Genomic DNA, 19,147 nt, shown 5'->3' with positions numbered 1-19,147 from the left:
CGTCGTCGGCGAACCTGGCGCCACGATCGCGGTTACCGCATGGAGGCCGGCGTGGATGGGGCGTACGAGGCGACGTTCGCGGCGATGTGGTCGGCCACGGTCACGCGGTCACCGGACGCACCGTTCCTGGTGTTCAGCACCGACGACGGCACGCACACCTGGAGCTATGGGGAGTTCGACCGGGCCGTCGCCGCGTCCTGCCGGCTGCTGACCGCGCGCGGCGTCGGGAAGGGCGACGCCGTTCATCTGGCGTTGCGCAACAGCCCGGCGTTCGTCGCGCTCTGGCTCGCCGCCGCGCGGATCGGCGCCTGGATCGTACCGGCCGACCCCGCGGCCACCGAGCGTGACCTGCGCCGGCAGGCCGAGCGCACCGGCCCGGCCATCGGGTTCTGCGCCGGCGCCCGCGCGGAGACCTACCACCGGGCGCTGTCGCCGGCCGGGGTCCCGGTGGTCGTCCTCGACGAGACCGCCGACGACGTCCGCGCCGGCGGGCCGCTCGACGCGCCCGAGGACCCGGCGGTCCGTACGGCGGCTCCCGGGCCGGCCGACCGGCTGGCCGTGATGTGGACGTCCGGCACGACGTCCGAGCCCAAGGGCGTCGTCCTCACCCAGGCGAACTACGCCCACGTCGCCGGGGCCATGGCGCGTGCGGCGGGTCTCGCGCCCACGCACCGGTGGCTCGTGGTCCTGCCGCTGTTCCACGCCAACGCGCAGTTCTACTGCTTCGCTCCCGCGATCCTCACCGGGGCGAGTGTCGCGTTGACGGCCACGTTCAGCGCGAGCCGCTGGGTCCGCCAGGCCGATCGGCTCGGCGCGACGCACGCCAGCCTGTTCGCCGCGCCGATGCGGATGATCCTCGCGCGGACGCCGCCCGGCACCGAGCCGGCCCGGCTCCAGCACGTGTGGTTCGCCCAGAATGTCGGGTCGGACCAGCACCAGGAGTTCGGACGGCTGGCGGGCACGCCGCCTCGTCAGCTCTACGGCATGACCGAGACGCTCGCCGTCGTGACCGCCGACGACCACGACCCGCCTCGTCACGATCTCATCGGCCCGCCGCTGCCCGGGCGTGCCGTGCGCCTGTCCGGCGGCCAGGAGGGCGTGATCACGGTACGCGGCACCCGCGGCGTGGACCTGTTCGCCGGCTATCTCGACGCGCCCGACCTGACGAACGCGGCCTTCGAGCAGGGGGCCTGGTTCCGTACGGGCGACGTCGCCCGGGAGGAGCCCGACGGCGCCCTGCGTTTCCTGGGCCGCTCCGACGACATCGTCAAGATCGCCGGCGAGAACGTCAGCCTCAGCGAGACGGAGGCGGTGCTGAGCGAGGCGCCCGGCGTCCTCGAAGTGGCCGTCACCGCCCGGCCCGATCCGGTCCGCGACCACCTCACCGTCGCCCACGTCGTCCCCCGCGACCCCGCCGCTCCCCCCGAACCGGACGCACTGGCCGCGTGGGCCGAGCACCAGCTCGCGTCCGCCGCCCGGCCGCGGGAGTGGCACATCATCGACGAGCTCCCGCGTACCAGCGTGGGCAAGATCCGCCGATTCGCGCTGCGCGACGACCGGCTTGCCCCCAACACACCCGTCCCTGAGGAGGAGCGGTGACCGCTGCCGAGGTTTCCCACACCATCGACGCGTGGCTGCGCGAGGCCGCGGCGGACGACGCCGACGCCGCGTGGCTGCTGTGCGACCGGCACGACCCCGGCGCGCACGCGTTCACGTTCGTCGCCTCGGACCTGTCGGCGCGCGTGATCACCTACGGCGAGCTCGCGGACCGGTCACGGCGGATGGCCACGGTGCTCCAGGACCTCGGCGTCGAGCGCGGGCACCGGGTGGCCGTGCTGATGGGCAAACGGCTCGAACTGGTCGTCTCCCTGCTGGCGATCTGGCGTCTCGGCGCCGTCCACGTGCCGCTGTTCACCGCGTTCGCGCCGGGAGCGATCAGCATGCGGCTGCGCTCCAGCCGGGTACGGCTCGTCATCAGCGAACCCTCGCAGAGCGCGAAGCCGCAGTCCGTCGACGGCGTGAGCGTGCTGGAGACCGGCGCCGCCTTGGACGCGCGGATCGACCGCTCCGCGCCGCTGGAGGGCCGGACTCCGGTCGGCGGGCACGGTCAGCTGATCGAGCTCTACACGAGCGGCACGACCGGGGCTCCCAAGGCGGTCCCCGTGCCCGTACGCGCGCTCGCCGCGTTCCGCTCGTACATGCACTACGGCCTGGACGTCGCCGAGGAAGACGTTCTCTGGAACGCGGCGGACCCGGGCTGGGCGTACGGTCTCTACTACGCCGTCCTGGGCCCGCTCGCCGCAGGGCGCGCGAACGTGCTGCTGGAGGGCGGGTTCGATCCGCGGCGGACGTACGCCGTCATCGAGAAGTTCAAGGTCAGCAACTTCGCCGGCGCCCCCACGATGTATCGATCGCTGATGAACGTCACGGTCGGCCCGGCGGCCCGGCTGCGCCGGGCGTCGTCGGCCGGAGAGCCCCTGACCCCCGACGTGACCACGTGGGCCCCCGGCGCGCTCGGCACTGAGGTCCGTGACCACTACGGCCAGACCGAACAGGGCATGGTGATCGTCAACGGCTGGCACGAGGCCGTCCGTACGGCCGTCAGACCGGGGTCCATGGGCCGGGCGCTGCCGGGGTTCACGCCCGCGGTCGTCGACGACGAGCTCGCGCTGGACACCACGGACAGCCCGCTCATGTGGTTCAAGGGATATGTCGAGGCGCCCGAGCGAACCGCGGAACGCTTCACGCCGGACGGACGGTGGTACCTCACGGCCGACACCGGACGGGTCGACGCGGACGGCTTCTTCTACTTCACCGCCCGCGACGACGACGTCATCCTCGCCGCCGGTTACCGCATCGGGCCCTTCGACGTCGAGTCGGTGCTGACCGCCCACCCGGCGGTCGCCGAGGTGGCGGTGGTCGGCGAGCCGGACGAGCTGCGCGGCGAGGTCGTCGTCGCCCACGTCGTGCCGGCCGACGGCGCGACTCCGGGCCCGCGACTCGAAGCCGAACTGCAGGATCTGGTCAGGACCGAGTACGCGGCCCACGCGTACCCGAGGCGCGTCCGGTTCGTCGACTCTCTCCCGAAGACGCCGAGCGGCAAGGTCCAGCGTTTCCTCCTGCGCCAAGCCGAGCCGGGCGGATAGCGCCTGCCGGGCCATCGCCTCCAGGGTGTCCGCCGAGCGGCTAGCGCGGAACGGACAGGGCGGCTTCCACGGCCGGGCGGGGCGGCCGGCCGTGGCGCCAGAACGGGGTGGCCAGCACGATCAGGAGGAGGCTGATGACGCCCGCCACCGCGAAGGACCAGTCCGTGCCCCAGTGGTCGATGACCAGGCCGGTGACCGGGCCGGAGGCGGCGAGACCCAAGGTCAGGGCGGTGCCGTGCAGACCCATGGCCTCCCCGCGCGCGGCGGTGGGGACCCGCCGGCTGACGGCGTCGACCGTCGCGGACAGGGCCGGGGCGCAGAACAGGCCCGACGGGATCAGGGCCAGGCACAGCCACTGCCAGTCGCCCACCAGGCCCAGCGGGACGGTGAGGACGGCGATGCCGCCGACCATCACCAGCGGGGAGAAGCCTCGAGGCAGGGCGCCGTACACGAAGCCTCCCACCAGCGACGACAGCGCTATGAGGCCGATGACCAGGCCGGTCCACCTCGTGGCGTCGTCGGCCTTGAGAACCGCGACGACGCTGAGCTCGGCGGCGGTCAGCACGAACGTCGCGGCGAGCGTGACGCCCAGCAGGGCCAGGAGCGCCGGCGTCAGCCACTGCCGTCTGGAGACCGCGGGGCTCTTCACCTCGCGCTCCTCGTCCGTACGGGTCGGGGGGTTCACCGCCAGCAGCGCCACGCCCGCGCCGACCAGGCCCAGTCCGACGAGGACCATGGTCCAGCCACTGCCGAACGCGGCGGTGGAGGAGACCGCGGCAGCGGGGCCGATCATGTACGAGACCTCGACGAGCATCGAGTCGAGGGTGAATCCGGTACGGCGCTGCTCGGCCGGGACGGCCGCCGCCACGCACTGGCGGATCACGCTGAACACCGGCAGCATCAGCACGCCCGCGGCGAACGTCGCCGCGGCCAGGGGCCAGTACGGCAGTGACGCGGCCGACAGCCAGAACGCGAGCTGGGCGACCGTGGTCACCGCCAGCACCGGCCGGAGCCCGTACCGGTCCACGAAGCGCCCCGCGACGGGGGCACCGACGGCGATGCCGGCGGTCGAGGCCGCGCCGACCAGCCCCGCCCGCAGGAACCCGAGGTCCATCCCGTTGACCACCTGCAGGGTCAGGGTCAGGCCGGCGGCGATCACCGGGATCCGGGCGAGCAGCCCGACGAGGAGCAGTAGCCGGACACCGGGATTGGCCAGCACTCTGCGGTAAGGCTCAACAGTCATGGTGGTTACTTACCTCCGCCGAGCATTCTGGCAGCGACCACCGACAGTCCGGTACCGGATTTTCCGGGTGAGCGACCGCGAGCCAGGACACCGTTGTCCGGCTCGGCGGGCTCCTCGGTCTCGGATCCCGCGAACGGATCAGGACGTGGGCGCGGCCGTCAGGGCGGCCATGTCCAGGGCGAGGGGGCGCGCGTCGATCAGGGAGAAGCCGGCGGAACGCAGGAGCCGGCGGTACTCCTCGTGGGTGCGTTCGCGGCCGCCGAGGTTGTTGACGGACATATGGACATCCCAGGCGATGGCGAGGGAGGGGGTGCCGTCCGCGGGGATCGGGCGTTCGATGACCACGAGAAGGGCCGTCTCCGGCATGGCCCTCCGGCAGTTGGCGAGGATCCTCACGCACTGCTCGTCGTCCCAGTCGTGGAGGATTCGCGAGAGTAGGTAGACGTCGCCGCCGTGCGGCACCTCCTCGGTGAAGTCCCCGGCGACGAGCTCGCACCGGTCGAGGAGGTCGGTCTGGCCGAGGCTCTCCTGCGCCGCCTTGACCACCGCCGGCTGGTCGAACAGCACGCCCTGGGTGCCCGGAGAGGCGGCCAGGATGTGCCGCAGGAGGTCGCCATGGCCGCCGGCGATGTCCACGACCGTACGCACGCCGCTGAAGTTGATGACTTCCGGGACCCGGCCGAACCACGACGATCCGGCCGCCATCGCGCCGTGGAAGATCTGGGCCTGGTCGGGGTGCTCGTTCAGATAGTCGAACGGCGCCATTCCCAAGGCGTGTTCGAAGGCGTTCGAGCCCGTACGGACGGAATGCGCCAGGGAGCCGAAGCTGCGATAGAAGACCCCGCCGTACAGGCGCGCCACGTCGCGGAGCGCCCCGGTCTGGAGCGTACGGCCGAGTTCGGTGAGCTCCCAGCCCCGGTCGTCGCCGCGTACGACGCCCAAGGTGCCCAGGTAGCGCAGCACCCGGTGCAGCAGGTCGGCGTCGGCGCCCACCCGGCGCGCGAGTGAGGCGCTGGTCTCGGGCCCGGCCAGCAGGTGGTCGGCCACTCCCAGCTCGGCGGCGGCGCAGAGCGCCTGGGTGGCCCAGGCTCCGGTCAGCAGTTCCAGCATCCGCCGGGTGGGTTCCTCATCGCCGGGCGTGACGGTCTCCGGCAGCCTTTCCTCCTGCGGTGAGCCGGCCGGCAGGTGAGTGGCCAGGATCCGATGCTCGCCGTCGATGAGGAGTTCGAGCCGGCGCGGCCACCCCTGCGGGTCGAGCCGGCCGTCGGCGCGGAAGTACAGCACCGTACGGCCGATCGGCCCCTCGTGCGGGTTGAACCCACCGCCGTCGGGCGACATCTGCCCAGGTCCGGTGATTAAGTCCCACAGCCGCGCCAGCCGGTCCTCGTCGGGTGCGATGACCTTGAGCGCGAAATGGGTCTCGTGGCCTGAGTTCCGTTCGTCGTCCATCATCTTCTGAGCGCCGGCCGGGCAGAGGAAGATCTCGATGTCGTCGGCGTCGCCCACCGCGCCGTACGGCAGGGTCGCGTGCACGATCTTTATCCCCAGGCCGGCCTCGGGAAGGCCGTAGCGGCGGGCCACCCTGCCGCGCACCACGACGCTGGGCGCCGGCGGTCCGGAGATCAGCTCGCCGGGCAGCTCGCCGACCTCGGCGGTCGGGAAGACCATGACGGACCCGTGGGCGAACCGGCACTGCCGGGCGAGATCGGCGGCCACGTGCGCCGCGTCGCCTGGCAGGACGCAGGCGAGCAGTTCTTCAGTGGTGTGGGATTCGAGGAATTCCACCACCTGCAGAATACGCCGAATATCGACCTCGTCCAGTCCGGTGTCCGTTGCTCCGGTCCGTGCGTACGACGCTTCGGCCATATCCATAGAAACCGCCTTTTCCATTTGCCGCAGCCGTGAACATATGCCCATTACTCGTAGTCACAGCAGTGTAATGTCAGGCGGTAGGGTACCGACGCTCGGGGTCGGCCAGGTTAATCAGCATGTCCGTATCGAAAACTGCGCAGTTCACAGGCGTCTCAGTCGGTCGGCAGGCGGCCTCCGCTCGCTGAGGACCACCTCTCGCCGTCGCCCGGTGTCCCGGGGCTGCGCCATCTGATCTCTCCGGTGCGCAGGTGCTCGCGGGTGCCGTACGGGGGCCGACCACGTCGATCCGGTTCGTGGCGATCACGAACCGGCCGAATCGACCTCGGCCTTCAGGCCCCTTCGCGCCAGAGGCTTGACTACGTCGGCACTGGCGGAGAACGCCTGCTTCTCCGAGCCGACCCATGCCATAGACGTCCCCGGAGCGGGCCCCTTGAACATCGCCGGGCCGCTCCCCGGCAGGGTCGAAGGCATCCGCCTCATGTACGGTCGACTCTTCGACCGGCCGATCCGGCGGCGTCCACCGGGACGTGACGGTGCCGCGTGGCACGTGCGGTTTGCCGCCGGTCCGCATTAAGCGCCAGATGTACGACAGGGACACTGAAGCCTTTCTGCGGTGATGCGAGTCCAACGTCCGCCATTGCAGACAATGGGAATGGGAAAGTTAATTGATCCTTTTCACCCCGAAAAAGGTCTCATCGCATATTTCTCGAAGAGCCACGGCAGGCTCGCCTCGGTGGGGAGGGCCGGGACGTCCCGGCCCTCCCCACCGCTTTCCGGCACCATGCCGCCCTTCGAGGGGCGCCGCTCACGAGAACGACGTCACCCGCAGGGCTCAGCGCGGAGCGACGGGCAGGTGCAGAACGCTCTGGCCGGGCTTGAGCGTCACCTTCGTACCGGCCGGATAGCGAAGGGTGTAGTCGTAGTCCGTGGAGATCACGACCACACCGAGCCGGTGGCCGGCCTTGAAGACGTAGTCGTTCGGCTGGAAGTCCCACCGGAAGTCATACATCCTGCCCGCCTTGAGCGGCTCCGTCCGCGACGGGTCGTGCCGGTTGCGCGCGTCCAGCCAGCCGCGGGTCACGATCTTGTACGGCTGGGTCGTCGTCACGTGCGCCGTACGGGTCGTACAGCCCGAGTCGCCCGGGACGCTCTCGCCGTAACAGACCTGCTCCCCCGTGCTCTGCACGACGCCCGTCGGCCTGGTGTCGGTTCCGTAGTCGACGAGCAGGGCGGTCAGGTACGGCGAGCGGCCGTCCAGAGAGGCGCGCAGTGAGATCGTCGGGGTGCCGCCCACGCGCAGGGGCGCGGTCAGTGCGGGTGTCAGGTAGGCCAGCCGGTTCGGGTCCGGCTGGGTCCAGGCGTCCGTGAGCTGCTCGGCCGTACGGGTCCGGCCCGCGTCGACGAATGACTGCGGCGCGCCGGACCGCGCCTTCGTGCTCAGCTCACCCGGCGCGTTCAGGTGCAGGTCGAGCGTACGGGTGCCCGGCTCGGGCCAGTCCGAGTGCTGTTCCCACTGGCCCGGGGCCCGCTCGATGTCGACGCGCGGCTCCTTGGTGATGCCGTTCTGGATCCCGTACAGGTAGTGGTCGAACCAGTGGTGGGTCTGCCGCAGCCACTCCTCGACCCGCCAGCGGAACGGCGTGTTGTGGTTCGCCTGGTGCAGCCAGAGCTTGCGGGGTACGCCGGCGCGGGCGAGCGCGTTCCACCACTGCACCGACTGCTTGGTCTTGACGTTCCAGTCGTTCAGCCCGTGCACGACGAAGACGGCCGCGCGGACCCTGGTGGCGTCCTGGACGTAGTCCCGCTCGTTCCAGAACCGGCTGTAGTCGCCGGTGTCACGGTCCTGCCGTGCCTCGATGTCGTCGATGACCTTCTTGCAGATCTCACGGTCGGCGCGTGTGTAGACGTACTTGGCCAGGACGTCGAGGTCCTCGCCCTGGAATCCGCCGGGCGCGAGGACACCGCCGTTCGCGCGGTAGTAGTCGTACCAGGAGGAGATGCCCGCGATCGGCACGATCGCCTTGAGTCCCTTGACGCCGGTCGCCGCCGCCATGTTCGGCAGCGTCCCGTCGTAGGACTGACCGATCATGCCGACGTTCCCGGTGGACCAGGTCGCCTTGACGGGGGTGCCGTCCGGCGCCCAGCCGCGGGCGCGGCCGGTCAGCCAGTCGACGATGGCCTTGGCACCGGCCTGCTCGTTGCGTGCGCCGGAGGTCGGGCAGCCGGTGGAGCCGCCGGTGCCGAGGCTGTCGACGTCGGCGACGGCGTACCCGCGCGGCAGGAAGTAGTTGTCGTAGTAGCCCGGGAAGACGGCGGCGTCGGCCGGGCTGGCCTGGCGGGCGCTCTGGCGGTTCAGGGCGAGGTCGTCGATGTCCACGTCGTGGTTGGGGACGTCGTTGCCCCCGGCCCAGTACGGGCTCGGCTCGACGATGGTCGGCACCCGGAGCCCCTGGTCGGTCTCCTTCGGGCGCATGATCCGCATTTGCACCCGGTCGCGTACTCCATCGGCGTCGCTGTCGACCGGGACCTCGACATCAACGGTCTGGGTGACCGCGTCGGCACGGGAGAAGACCGGCTGTGTCTCGCCGCCGATGATCTTGATCGCGGGTTTGTGATCGGCATGGGCCGGCAGGACCGGGCCGGCGACGATCGCGCCCGTGAGGGCGATCGCGCCGAGCATGCGTCGTCGCATGGGGGCTCCGTAGAAGGGGGGTATGCGACATTGCATGTAAAGAGGATTGGAGACGCAAGGGCGGGCGGCCGAACGACCGGTTCCGGCCGGGTTCGCGTCCTCACGCCGTCACGCGTCGAAGCGGATACCGTCCAGCAGATCGGCGGCCGGTCGGTCCAGCACCGTGACACTGGCCGCAGGAGGCAGATCGCCGGTACGGGCGCGGTCGACCAGCACCCGCCAGCGCCGCCGCTGCCGGGCGAAGGTGATCGCGGTGACCGCGCGGCCCCGCGCGTACTGTCCCGTGCGCGCTACCTGCGGGGAGACGTCGAGCAGGATCAGATGCATGTCGGTACCGCGACGCCGGGCGAGCCAGGCGAAGCCGTACAGGATCTGCGGCCACGTGCCACGCGTGTGCGCGAGGACGCCATGCCCCTGCAGCAGCGAACGGGCGATGCGCCAGACGTGGGTGGCGTGCACCAGCGGCGTACGCATCCGCGGCGGCACCGGCCCGAGGTAGCGCGCCCACCAGTTGCGCGACTGCCGCGAGTCGATCACCCGGACGCCGCCGGCCCTCACCGGCCCGGTCTCGTCGCCGCGCACCTCGTACAGCCGCGCTAACAGCGTGCTCTTGCCCGCGCCGGGCAGGCCCGCCAGCAGGACCAGCGACCCTGCCGGGTAACGGAGATCCTTCAGGGGAACCATCGCACTCACCTCCTGCGCCGTCGCAGCCATGAGTGGGTGCTGTATGAGAGATACGGGTGAAACGCCCCAGATGTTCCAGATCGTGGATCCGCCTGGCGGAAAGTCCCGGACGCGATTCCTCGATCCACCGACTCAGATCGGTACGGGGAAGAACTCGATGTCGAGCCGCTGACGCTCGACGAAGCGGGATACCTCGGGGTGCCGCTCACCGAGCGACTGCTGGAAGCGCGGATGCAGACCGGCGCGGGTGACCGTCGCTTCCGCGTCGTCGCCGACTTCGGCCAGTACCAGGCTGAGGTTCCCTTCGGCCGCAAGAGTGTGCGGGTGGTCGGGGCCGAGCAGCTGTCGGAGACCGTTCAGTGCCTCGCGTGTGGCGTTCAGTGCGGTCTCCGTGCCGCCGGCCTCCGCAAGGATGTTCGCGTAGATCACTTTCGCGGCGAGCGTGTAGTGGTGATCGTCACCCACTGTTTCCTGCAGGCCGGCCACCGTTGTCTCGATCAGGCCGAGCGCTTTGGCCAGGGTGCCGCCCTGGCCTCGTGCGGCGGCCAGGTTCGCCGAACACGCATGGGTGTAGGGGTGTTCGGGGCCCAGCGTCGTCGCGTAGTGGCGCGCTGCGTCGCCGGTCATCTCCAGCGCCTCACTCAGCCGCCCCGCGCCACGGAGCACGCTGCCGAGCGTCACCTGGGCGGCGAGTGTCTGCGGATGGCCGAAACCGAAGACCCTACGGCTATCCCAATAAACGGATTTCGCCAGCGAGAGCGCGTTCGGGGCACCGGCGGCCATCCTGGCGACGGCGAGATCGTTCGCATGGGTCAGCACCCACGGATGGTCCGCCTTGAGGATCTCGCGCCGGATCAGCGAGCGGTACCCCTCGTGCACCTGCATCGCGACTTCGAGGGCCGCACGGTAATGACCGGCCAGACGCATGCTGCGTGCCATGGCGTTCTGGTAGACGAGCACGGCGGGATGGTCGTTGCGACCGTAGAAGGTCAGGCAGTCGCGGTAGACCTTCTCCCCTTCCTTGACCGCTCCCTCGTAGGTGCCGTTCAGCGTGAGGTCGATCGTGAGGTTGTTGATCGCCATGAACGTCTGTGGGTGATCGCTGTCGAACACCCGTCGATGCGTTGCCACGGACTCCTGGTCCGCTTCGAGGGCCGGGAGGAAACGTCCGCTCCTGCGGAGCTCGGTCGCCTTGGTGCGTCCGAGGATGACCGTCTCTTCGTTCTCGTCGCCGAGCGTCTCCGTCATCCGTTCATAGGTCGTCCGGAACAGCCCCAAGGCATCCTTATACAGGCCGAGCGCACACAACGCGTCCACCTTTGAGCGGTTGAGCGCCAGATTCATGGCGACCGCATCCGGGTCTTCGTCGTCAGAATCAGGCCACTGTCCGAGCCCTTGGTCGGCCAGCGCGCGGGCGGCCACCGGATCGCCGACGATCCGCAGGTAACGGACCATGTTCAGAAGGAACCGCCGTACGGCCACGTCATGACAACCCTCCACCTTGGAAGGGCCTATGTGGCCACGGAGCTCCTCGTAGCGTGGCCAGTTGTCGAAATCGTCAGGGTCGCCGGGATCGGCAGCCGCCAAGAGCAGATGGACGTCGTGCCGCGACCGCCGTGTCCGGTCCTCGCTCAGCCCGTCACGCACGACGCTCTGAACAAGGCAGTGGACCTGGATCGTGCGACGCGCCGAACTCACCCGCGCAAGGCCCGTCCTGCCGAGGGCGATGGTCGCTCGACCGCGCCGGATCGGGTCCAGGAGCGTGGCGTGCACAGACGAATGGGGGAGGTATCGCCCGCGTTCGAGTGATTCGAGCGGAATCGGTCCCGGTCCGAAGAACGAACAGCACTGGAGCAGTTCCCAAGCGTCGAGAGAGTCCTCCCGCAAACGCCCGATCGCGACCTCCCAGCTTTCGGTGACCGGTACCGGGTAACCCGACGGCGGGTTCTCCGACAGCAGTGCGCGCGGCGCGTTCTCCAGCCGCGTCAGGTACTCCTGAACCGGCATGCGCGACTCGGCCGCGTGCTCAAGGACGAGAGGCAGATCGCCGGCGGCCTCGGCCAGCCCGTGCGCGTCGGCCGCGGAGAGTCCACGGATCCGGCGACGCAGGAAGTCCACACTCTCGTCCCGGGTGAGAACGTCGAGCTCGAGGAGATCCTCGAAGGCATTCCAGCGTTTGTTCCGCGTGGTGATGATGATGTGCCCCGGTCCGGGCGGCATCAGGTCCTTCACCTGGTCGGGATCGTCCGCATCGTCGAAGACCAGCAACCATCGGGCATAGGGACGGCCGACCCGCAGCGCCTCGACCACGGCGCTCGCTCGCTCGTGCGTGCGCAGCTTCGACGTGGCCGCTAACTCGACGGCGGCCAAACCTGCCGTGGCCGACTCTCGTGTCGCTCCCGAGACCCACCCTACGAAGTCGTACTCGCTCTCGTAACGGTGGGCGTACTCGACGGCGAGCTGGGTCTTACCGACCCCTCCGAGGCCCTGAACGGCGATCACGCTGTTGTCGCCACACGTGGCCAGGGATCTGCGTAGGGCATCGAGCTCCTCTCGACGGCCGACGAACTCGTGTACGCGTGGGGGTACTGGGCCCCAGGCACGGTGTGCAGGAGGGTGCTCAGGGAAGTCGGTGGGCGCGGGCGCAGTGGGGACCGGTCCGACCATGGCGACGCCTGGGCCCGGCCGCAGCACCGCATCGGTTCCTCGCGCCAGTCCGGCACCGCCCTGACCGGGATAAGAGGTGTCGGTGAATCCCGAGGCGGCGTCGTCCCAGCGTCGTTTCCATGCCGCAGGGGCGCCGAGGCCGTCAGGGTCCAACTCGCTCTCGACCGCGGCGGCACGGCACGCGGCGACGAAGGCCACGACGAAACGCCACTCCGGGAGGCGGACGCGTTTTCCCGTGAGGATGTCGCTCATGGTCGAGCGGCTGAGTCGGCGGTCACTGAGACGCTCGAGCGTCGAGTAGCTCGGCATTCCCGCCTCGCGGCGCAGCCTGATCAGATCTGAGATGAACCGCTGAGCGGCCTCACCCGGCATCCACACCCGCCTTAAGGCCACCACCCTGGAAGGGGCACCCGCCGAAGTCGTTCGGAGTCGTCCGGAGTCCTCCGGACTCATTCGTCAGTGTGCCACGCTCCCGCCGAGGAGGCCATGCACAGTGGAGTGATTCGGTCATGTAGCCAGAAAATACCTCTTTTAGGGCCACCATTTGGGGGTGAACATATCTCCTGCTCGCGAACGCGAATCTGGCCACGTCGACCGCCCCCTAACAGAAGATCGCCCCCTCCTTCGTCAGACCGGAATTCCAGAAGCCAACGTTCACACGAATGCACCAAAGGAATCGGACCGGCCTTTCTGCCGGAGCGGTGCGCGCGGCGATCCAGAGACCACGAGCAGCACCGAGCGCTGACACTGCGAGACGTCCCGGCGGCCACAGCCGGCGATATCAGGCATGCTCGGTTCTCCGCCATGCCGGGACAGCCCGCTCCCTCGCCATCTCCGCCCAGGAAAGAAGGCGAGCCTCAGGCCGGCAAGGGCGCCGGGCTGACCTCCAGAGACTCAGGCGACCTGGCCACACGGCCTTCAGCGGGTCCGACGGGCGAGCTCGAAGAGGCGGGTCCGGCCCACGCCCTCAGCCGGACGACCATGGCTCCTCTCGAACGCTCATTCGCCGATCACATGGCACTCGGCCTCCGGCCCGCGCGATCCGGCGGTGAATGCCCCCTTCATTCAAATACGGCTTTGGAAACCCGCCGATACCTCAGTCGTGACATCGTCCTCGTCGAGCATGCGGCTCAGCGCAATGTCGAGCGCATTTCCATCCTGCCTCACCAGACCTCGCAGAGTTTCGCCGGTGAGGTCCAAAAGTTCACGTGCGTCCTGGTCGATATCGACACTCATATGGTCCCCTATAATCACGCTCAACAGAGTAACCAGTATGGTACGGCCGACCTCGACGGCATCCCACGTCCACCCCGGCGTAAGCGCAGCCGTGGAGGGCGTGTGCGACAAGATCAGTACGGGCAATCTTTCCGGTTGATCCCTTATGTGCTATCTGCACCGCTCGACAGGTAGCGAGACTGCATCCGTGCCGCAGGTTGCGGCAGCATGTGATCCCCTCATAATTTGACTAGCCGGGCCATCAGGACGCGGAGGCACACGTGACAGAGGTAAGCGATCGTGGCCCGATGCCAGAGGTGTGGGGTGGCATACCTGGCCGTAACCGCAACTTCACCGGCCGGGTCGAGCTTCTCCAACTGCTCAGAGCGCGGATCGGCGACGCGGCGACGGCGGTCGTGCCCAGCGGTGACGCCGAGGCCGAAGGCGCCCACGCGCTGCAGGGCATGGGCGGAGTCGGAAAGACCCAGCTCGCCATCGAGTACGTCTGGCAATATCGCTCCGAATACGAGCTCGTGTGGTGGATCCCCGCCGACCAGCCGACATCCGCCGTCAAGGCTCTCGCGGACCTCGCGCCGTCACTCAACCTTCCGCCACCATCGGTCAGCGGCCACGACGAGGCGGCCAAAGCGGTCTTAGCCGCTTTGAGCAGGGGTGAACCCTACGCTCGATGGCTTCTCGTCTTCGACAACGCGAACGATCCGAAGGACCTCAAGGATCTGATCCCGGTCGGCCCGGGCCATGTGATCCTCACGACCCGTAACTACAATTGGCGCGGCGTCGTCGAGACGCTGGAGATCAACGTTTTCCGGCGAGAGGAGAGCGTGGAGTTCCTGCTCCGGCGCGTTCCCGCCGCCATCTCAACAGGCGACGCCGATCGCCTCGCCGAAGAACTGGGCGACCTGCCTCTCGCTCTCGAGCAGGCCGCCGCGCTGAAAGCCGAGACCGGGATCTCGGTCGACGAATACCTCCGTCTGCTCGGCGAACGCGCCGACGAACTGCTCGACCAGACCCCGGCGGCGGGATATCCGAAGTCGATGTCCGCGACATGCAGCGTCTCGGTCACGACGCTCGAGTCCAGGCTCCCCGAAGCGGTCGAGCTTCTGCGCTGTCTCGCGTTCTTCGGCCCCGATCCCATCCCGCCAGACGTACTACGACGTTCGGCCGGCCTGGCCAGGCCCTTGCTCAGAGAAGTGCTGAGCGACCCGATCATGTTGACCAGAGCGGTAAGCGAACTGAACCGTTTCGCGCTCGTCAAGGTGAATCCTCAGGGCCGGACCATCCAGATTCACCGGCTGGTCCAGGCTCTGCTCCGTGAACAGCTGAGTGCGGAGGATCAGGCCTCGTTGCGTCATGACGTTCACGTGCTGCTCTCCAAGAGCGTGCCTGGCGGACCCGACGAGGTCCGACAGTGGCCGCGTTTCGCCGCGCTTGTGCCCCACCTCGAGCCGGCCCGAGTGACGGAGAGCATCGAGCATGACGTACGCGTTTTCGTTCTCGACGTCGTCAGATATCTCTACCAGTCGGGCGGCCGTCAAACCGCGCAGGCGATCGTCGAGGATCTGCTCCGCCGCTGGGAGGACGAACCAGGCGGGCAGAACGATCGTCTGCTCTTGACCGCACAGACGCGTCGCGGCGACATTCTCCGCGAACTAGGAGATTACGCACTGGCCGCCGAGACCGATCGGGCGGCACACGACCGTGCCAAGGAGATCTTCGGAAACGACGACGCGGCCACGCTATCGGCCGCTCGCGCTCTCGGCGGCGACCTGCGGGCTCTTGGTGACTTCGCCGCCGCGGCCGAACTGGACGAGGAGTCTCGTGCGCGCCATGTTCAAGCCTTCGGCGAAGACGATCCACGAACCCTACGCAGCATCAATAATCTGGCGCTGGATTACGGCCTCATCGGCCGGTACGGAGCCGCGAGAGAACTCCACAAGCGCGCGTTCATCGGTCAGCGTGATGCCGCCGCCGGCGATATCAACTGGGAGGTGCTCGGCTCCTGGAACGGTCTCGCCCGGGTGATCCGGCAACACGGCGAGTACCGCACGGCCCGCGACATCGGCGAGGAGGCGTTGGAGCGCGGCCGGCAAGAACTCGGCGCCGAGCATCCGTGGACCCTCCGGACCGGACGGGACCTGTCGATCGCGCTACGCCGGACAGGCGCCTGGCAGCAAGCTCTGGACATGGCGCAGGATGTCTATCAGCGGTGTAAGCGGCTGTTCGGTCTCAACAATCCCGACACCCTGGCCGCCGCGACCTGCCTCGCCAATGCGGAGCGTACTGTCGGACATATCGATGAGGCGTTCGACCGCGCCCAGGACGTCGCGCGCCGCTACAGCCTCGTCTATGGTCCTGCGCATCCGTTCACCTTGGCATGTGAAGGCAACGTCGCGCTGCTGCATCGAGTGCAGAACGCGGTCGAGAAGGCACGAGAGCTCGACGAGAAGTGCCTGGCCGGTCTGAAGGCGAAGGTCGGTCAAGACCACCACTATTCATTGAACGTGGCGATCAACCTTGCCAGCGACCTGGCGGCGCTGCATGAGCTGGACCGGGCATGCGCACTCGGAGAGGAAACGTTGGAGCGCGTGCGCGGAGCCCTCGGAGACAAGCACCCGGTCGCACTTGGATGTGCCGCAAATCTAATCATCGACCTCAGGGCTCTGGGTGCGGAAGACAAGGCGGCGGCGTTCGCCGCGGTTACTCTGTCGAACTACGAGCAGGCGCTCTTCCCGGAGCATCCTGATGTGAAGACCGCCCGGGCGGGCCGTCACCTCGACTTCGACTTCGACCCTCCGTTGATCTGATTACGCGACCGGGATGAAGATCTCGCCGTTCCGCTGCCGCCATTCGGCGCGGTGCTGGGCGTTCTCCCGCGCGGCCGAGGCCATGGCCTCGGCCGGGACGGGATCATCCGCCCAGCTGAGCAGCGTCGCACGCACGCGGGAGACGAACTCGTTCCCTGCCGTGGTCAGTCGGCCGCTCGCGAGCAATGTCTCGCAGCCGAGAAGAGATGAGGCACGCCATCGAGCGAATTCCGTGTCGGCATGACCGGTCGCGCCGTTGGCGCGTTCGCGGCGCCAGAAGGCCGTGACCCCGAGATAGGCGTAGACGCCTTGCAGCAATCCGCTGGCCGGCCGAGGATCGTCGCGCCACGGGGCGTAGTAGCGCGAGCCATCGTCCGGTTCCGACAACTGGACGACGTCGAGCAGACCCGTCAGTTTGGTGTGCTGGACCTCGTGGGCCAGCGTCTCCGCGAACGACTGGGGGTCGACCGGGGCGGACATTCCGATGGCACCGAACGTGTCCCGGCCGGTGGCGCTCGCCTGGCCGTGCGACGGCGGCCTCAGCGGGGTGACCACTCGCAGGGCCGATCGTACATCGCAGGCGGTCACCTCGTGGTGACGGACGAGCAGCTCCCAGGCGGGGACGAGAAGGGCCTGCCACTCCTGGACCTGTCGGTCGGTCAGCGATCCCGCCAGATTGGTCGCGGCGGGCAGCCGGTACGGGTCGACATCGTCAATGGTCAAGTCGAGCCGGACGCCCTCGCAAGTCGCCGAGAGTCGCCGCATCGCCCGCCAGCCGGGTGCGTCGTGGTGAAGATCAGCCGGCAGGGTCACGGAATCGACCGCCGCATCCTCGGCGGTGAATCCGGCCGCGCCGGCGAGGCAGTGGATCCGGGCGCCGTGGGCCGTCACCTCGACCACCGCTCGATCTGAGCGCAGGAGTGCCCGGCCCAACGTAGGCAGAACCAAGTCTCCGCCAGGCGCATGGACCTCGACCGTACCGGCGACACCGGCCCGTATGGCGGCCGCGACGGCAAGAATCGGAAGCCGTCCCAGGTCAGGGTCTGGCGCACCGACCGTCAGGGCCTTCACTGCGTGCCGTGCCCACGCGCGAACCGCCGGATGCCGAAGGACCGTCTCGGCCTCGACCGGCGCCGTGTCCTGAACCCTCGTGAGCAGGTCGTAACCGAATGCGAACTCGGCCGCGTCGGCGTGGCCGGTCGATCGTCGCAGGACGCCGTGCATGAGCAGCAGAAGCTTGCTGTACGAGGCGTCAGACAGGACGCTCATCGTGGACGGACCTCCACCGCCCGTAGCCAGGGCGGTGAACGCCTTCTCGGAAAGCCGGTGGTAGTCGACGCTCATGCCGTTCCGTTCGCGCGTGCGGTCAAAGAAGTGGTGAGGACATCTGAGATGTGGGAGATCAGCCGGTGCAGGTCAGGGCCGTAGACCGACGGGTTGGCAAAGCCCGACCCAGGACGGTAACGATGGGCGTACAGGCCGCCGCCGCAGACACGGTGGACGGGACAGCGGCGGCACTCATCTGCGAGAGCCGACTCCCCGAGCTGACGGGCGGCGATCGACGGGAGGGTGAGCGCGGTGTCCAGTGGGTCGGCCGCCACATGGAGACCGGTCTGCGGCGCACCGGAATAGGCGGACTTCAGCATGTCGGACTGTTCGATGCTGCCGTCGGTCTCGATGACGACCACCGTCACGGGCGAGAGCCCGATCGCCTCGCTGCTCGATGTGCCACCAAGCAGAAGATGCATGATTTCAGTGAACAATCGGACGCTGGTCTCCTGCTGTGGCGCTCCGTACCACCGATCAAAGATCTCGATCAGCCAGTCCGCGTACGGGGTGGCGTCCGACCCTGGTCCGCGTCCTGGGGGCGGCTCAGACCAGTTGGCGTGGGGCAGCAGGAAATCGATCGCCGGCGGCTCGAATTGCAGCAGCGCCTCATACACCGTCAGCGGCGGGTTGGCCACGTCGATCGCGCAGAGCAGACCACCGAAGAGATGGCGGTAGTGGGAGGACAGTAACCGCAGTCCGGTGGTCACCGCCTCGTAGCTGCTTCCCCCGCGGCGATATCGCCGGTGCCGGTCGTTCGCCTCGGCATCGCCGTCGATGCTGACCCCGATCCGTACTCCGAGCCGGTCAAGGAGGGCAAGGTATGACGGCAGGCGCACCCCGTTGGTCTGCATACTCATCCGGACGTCGACTGCGGGTCCGACGCCGTCGCGGATCGTCGTGACAACGTGAGTGATCAGATCGTGGCTCGCCAGGAGTGGCTCGCCACCGTGGAGGACCACATCGATCGAAGTCAGACCATGGGTCTGGGCATGCTCGGCAATGCGAGCGGCAGCGTGCTCAATCACATCGGCAGACATAAAGCGTGGGCGGTCACGCCAGCTCTGGTCCGCCATTTCGTACATGTAACAGTAGTCGCAGGCCAAGTCACAACGACTGTGGATCTTCAGAATGAATTCCCGGAAAGACAGGGGACGCCAGCCGCCTGCGAGCAGGCCCGCGACATCGAGCGAAGCAGGCCACTCAGAAGACACGCTCTATCAGCCTTCCACAGATACTCAGTAGTTCTCGAGGCGCCCCCTGGCAAGGACCGGTGAGAAATCCCAAGCGTAGTGGTCGGCAGACCACACCGCCGGTCGTTCAGATCTTCGGAGACGCCGAGTTTTCCATAGTTTTAGGGCGCCGTTGTCGGAGGTCAGGCGGCCATGTCGGATGAACGCGAGCCGGCGTCGGCGAGTAGCGGCAGCCCCGGGCCGAGGTCGTGAACCCGGTGGTCGTCCCGCGCGGTCACGGTGGG

The 19,147-nt window shown here is 68.6% G+C and carries 11 protein-coding genes; 3 read left to right on the top strand and 8 right to left on the bottom strand.

Annotated features, from left to right (window positions below; genetic code table 11):
- Positions 1-51 precede the first annotated feature (51 nt).
- Both QWU11_RS16195 and QWU11_RS16190 read left to right on the top strand, forming a co-directional pair.
- On the top strand, positions 52-1,599 hold the full coding sequence (locus QWU11_RS16195; protein ID WP_290109048.1) for a class I adenylate-forming enzyme family protein: 1,548 nt from the start codon (positions 52-54) through the stop codon (positions 1,597-1,599).
- Positions 1,596-3,146: an AMP-binding protein gene (locus QWU11_RS16190; protein WP_290109047.1), complete on the top strand. Its 1,551-nt coding sequence runs from the start codon at positions 1,596-1,598 to the stop codon at positions 3,144-3,146. The genes QWU11_RS16195 and QWU11_RS16190 overlap by 4 nt, the downstream gene beginning before the upstream one ends.
- A 40-nt stretch (positions 3,147-3,186) precedes the next feature.
- Here QWU11_RS16190 and QWU11_RS16185 read toward each other — a convergent pair whose 3' ends face one another.
- From QWU11_RS16185 to QWU11_RS16160, 6 genes are all read right to left on the bottom strand, one after another.
- Positions 3,187-4,389: an MFS transporter gene (locus QWU11_RS16185; protein WP_290109046.1), complete on the bottom strand. Its 1,203-nt coding sequence runs from the start codon at positions 4,387-4,389 to the stop codon at positions 3,187-3,189.
- Between the two features lie 138 nt (positions 4,390-4,527).
- A complete protein-coding gene (locus QWU11_RS16180; RefSeq protein ID WP_290109045.1) occupies positions 4,528-6,174 on the bottom strand; it encodes a methyltransferase in 1,647 nt (548 codons plus the stop codon).
- A gap of 919 nt (positions 6,175-7,093) precedes the next feature.
- Positions 7,094-8,953, bottom strand: a complete 1,860-nt coding sequence (locus QWU11_RS16175) for a Xaa-Pro dipeptidyl-peptidase (protein WP_290109044.1) — start codon at positions 8,951-8,953, stop codon at positions 7,094-7,096.
- Positions 8,954-9,061: 108 nt separating this feature from the next.
- Complete coding sequence (locus tag QWU11_RS16170) at positions 9,062-9,637, bottom strand: AAA family ATPase (RefSeq protein WP_290109043.1); 576 nt, start codon at positions 9,635-9,637, stop codon at positions 9,062-9,064.
- 132 nt (positions 9,638-9,769) lie between these two features.
- Positions 9,770-12,676: an FxSxx-COOH system tetratricopeptide repeat protein gene (fxsT, locus tag QWU11_RS16165; protein WP_290109042.1), complete on the bottom strand. Its 2,907-nt coding sequence runs from the start codon at positions 12,674-12,676 to the stop codon at positions 9,770-9,772.
- Positions 12,677-13,369: 693 nt separating this feature from the next.
- Complete coding sequence (locus QWU11_RS16160; protein WP_290109041.1) at positions 13,370-13,540, bottom strand: hypothetical protein; 171 nt, start codon at positions 13,538-13,540, stop codon at positions 13,370-13,372.
- Positions 13,541-13,827: 287 nt separating this feature from the next.
- On the opposite strand from QWU11_RS16160, the gene fxsT (QWU11_RS16155) reads away from it, so the two are divergent.
- Positions 13,828-16,344: an FxSxx-COOH system tetratricopeptide repeat protein gene (gene fxsT, locus QWU11_RS16155; protein WP_290109040.1), complete on the top strand. Its 2,517-nt coding sequence runs from the start codon at positions 13,828-13,830 to the stop codon at positions 16,342-16,344.
- Here the strand turns inward: fxsT (QWU11_RS16155) and QWU11_RS16150 are convergent, their stop codons facing one another.
- A complete protein-coding gene (locus QWU11_RS16150) occupies positions 16,345-17,688 on the bottom strand; it encodes an HEXXH motif domain-containing protein (RefSeq protein ID WP_290109039.1) in 1,344 nt (447 codons plus the stop codon).
- Positions 17,685-18,884, bottom strand: a complete 1,200-nt coding sequence (locus QWU11_RS16145; RefSeq protein ID WP_290109038.1) for an FxsB family cyclophane-forming radical SAM/SPASM peptide maturase — start codon at positions 18,882-18,884, stop codon at positions 17,685-17,687. Before QWU11_RS16145 ends, QWU11_RS16150 begins: the two co-directional genes overlap by 4 nt.
- Positions 18,885-19,147: the final 263 nt, after the last annotated feature.

The organism is Actinomadura sp. DC4 (assembly GCF_030406325.1).
In the GTDB taxonomy this organism is placed as follows: Bacteria; Actinomycetota; Actinomycetes; order Streptosporangiales; family Streptosporangiaceae; genus Actinoallomurus.
Note: the sequence above shows the minus strand (reverse complement) of the source record. Positions and strands in the feature narration are given on the sequence as shown.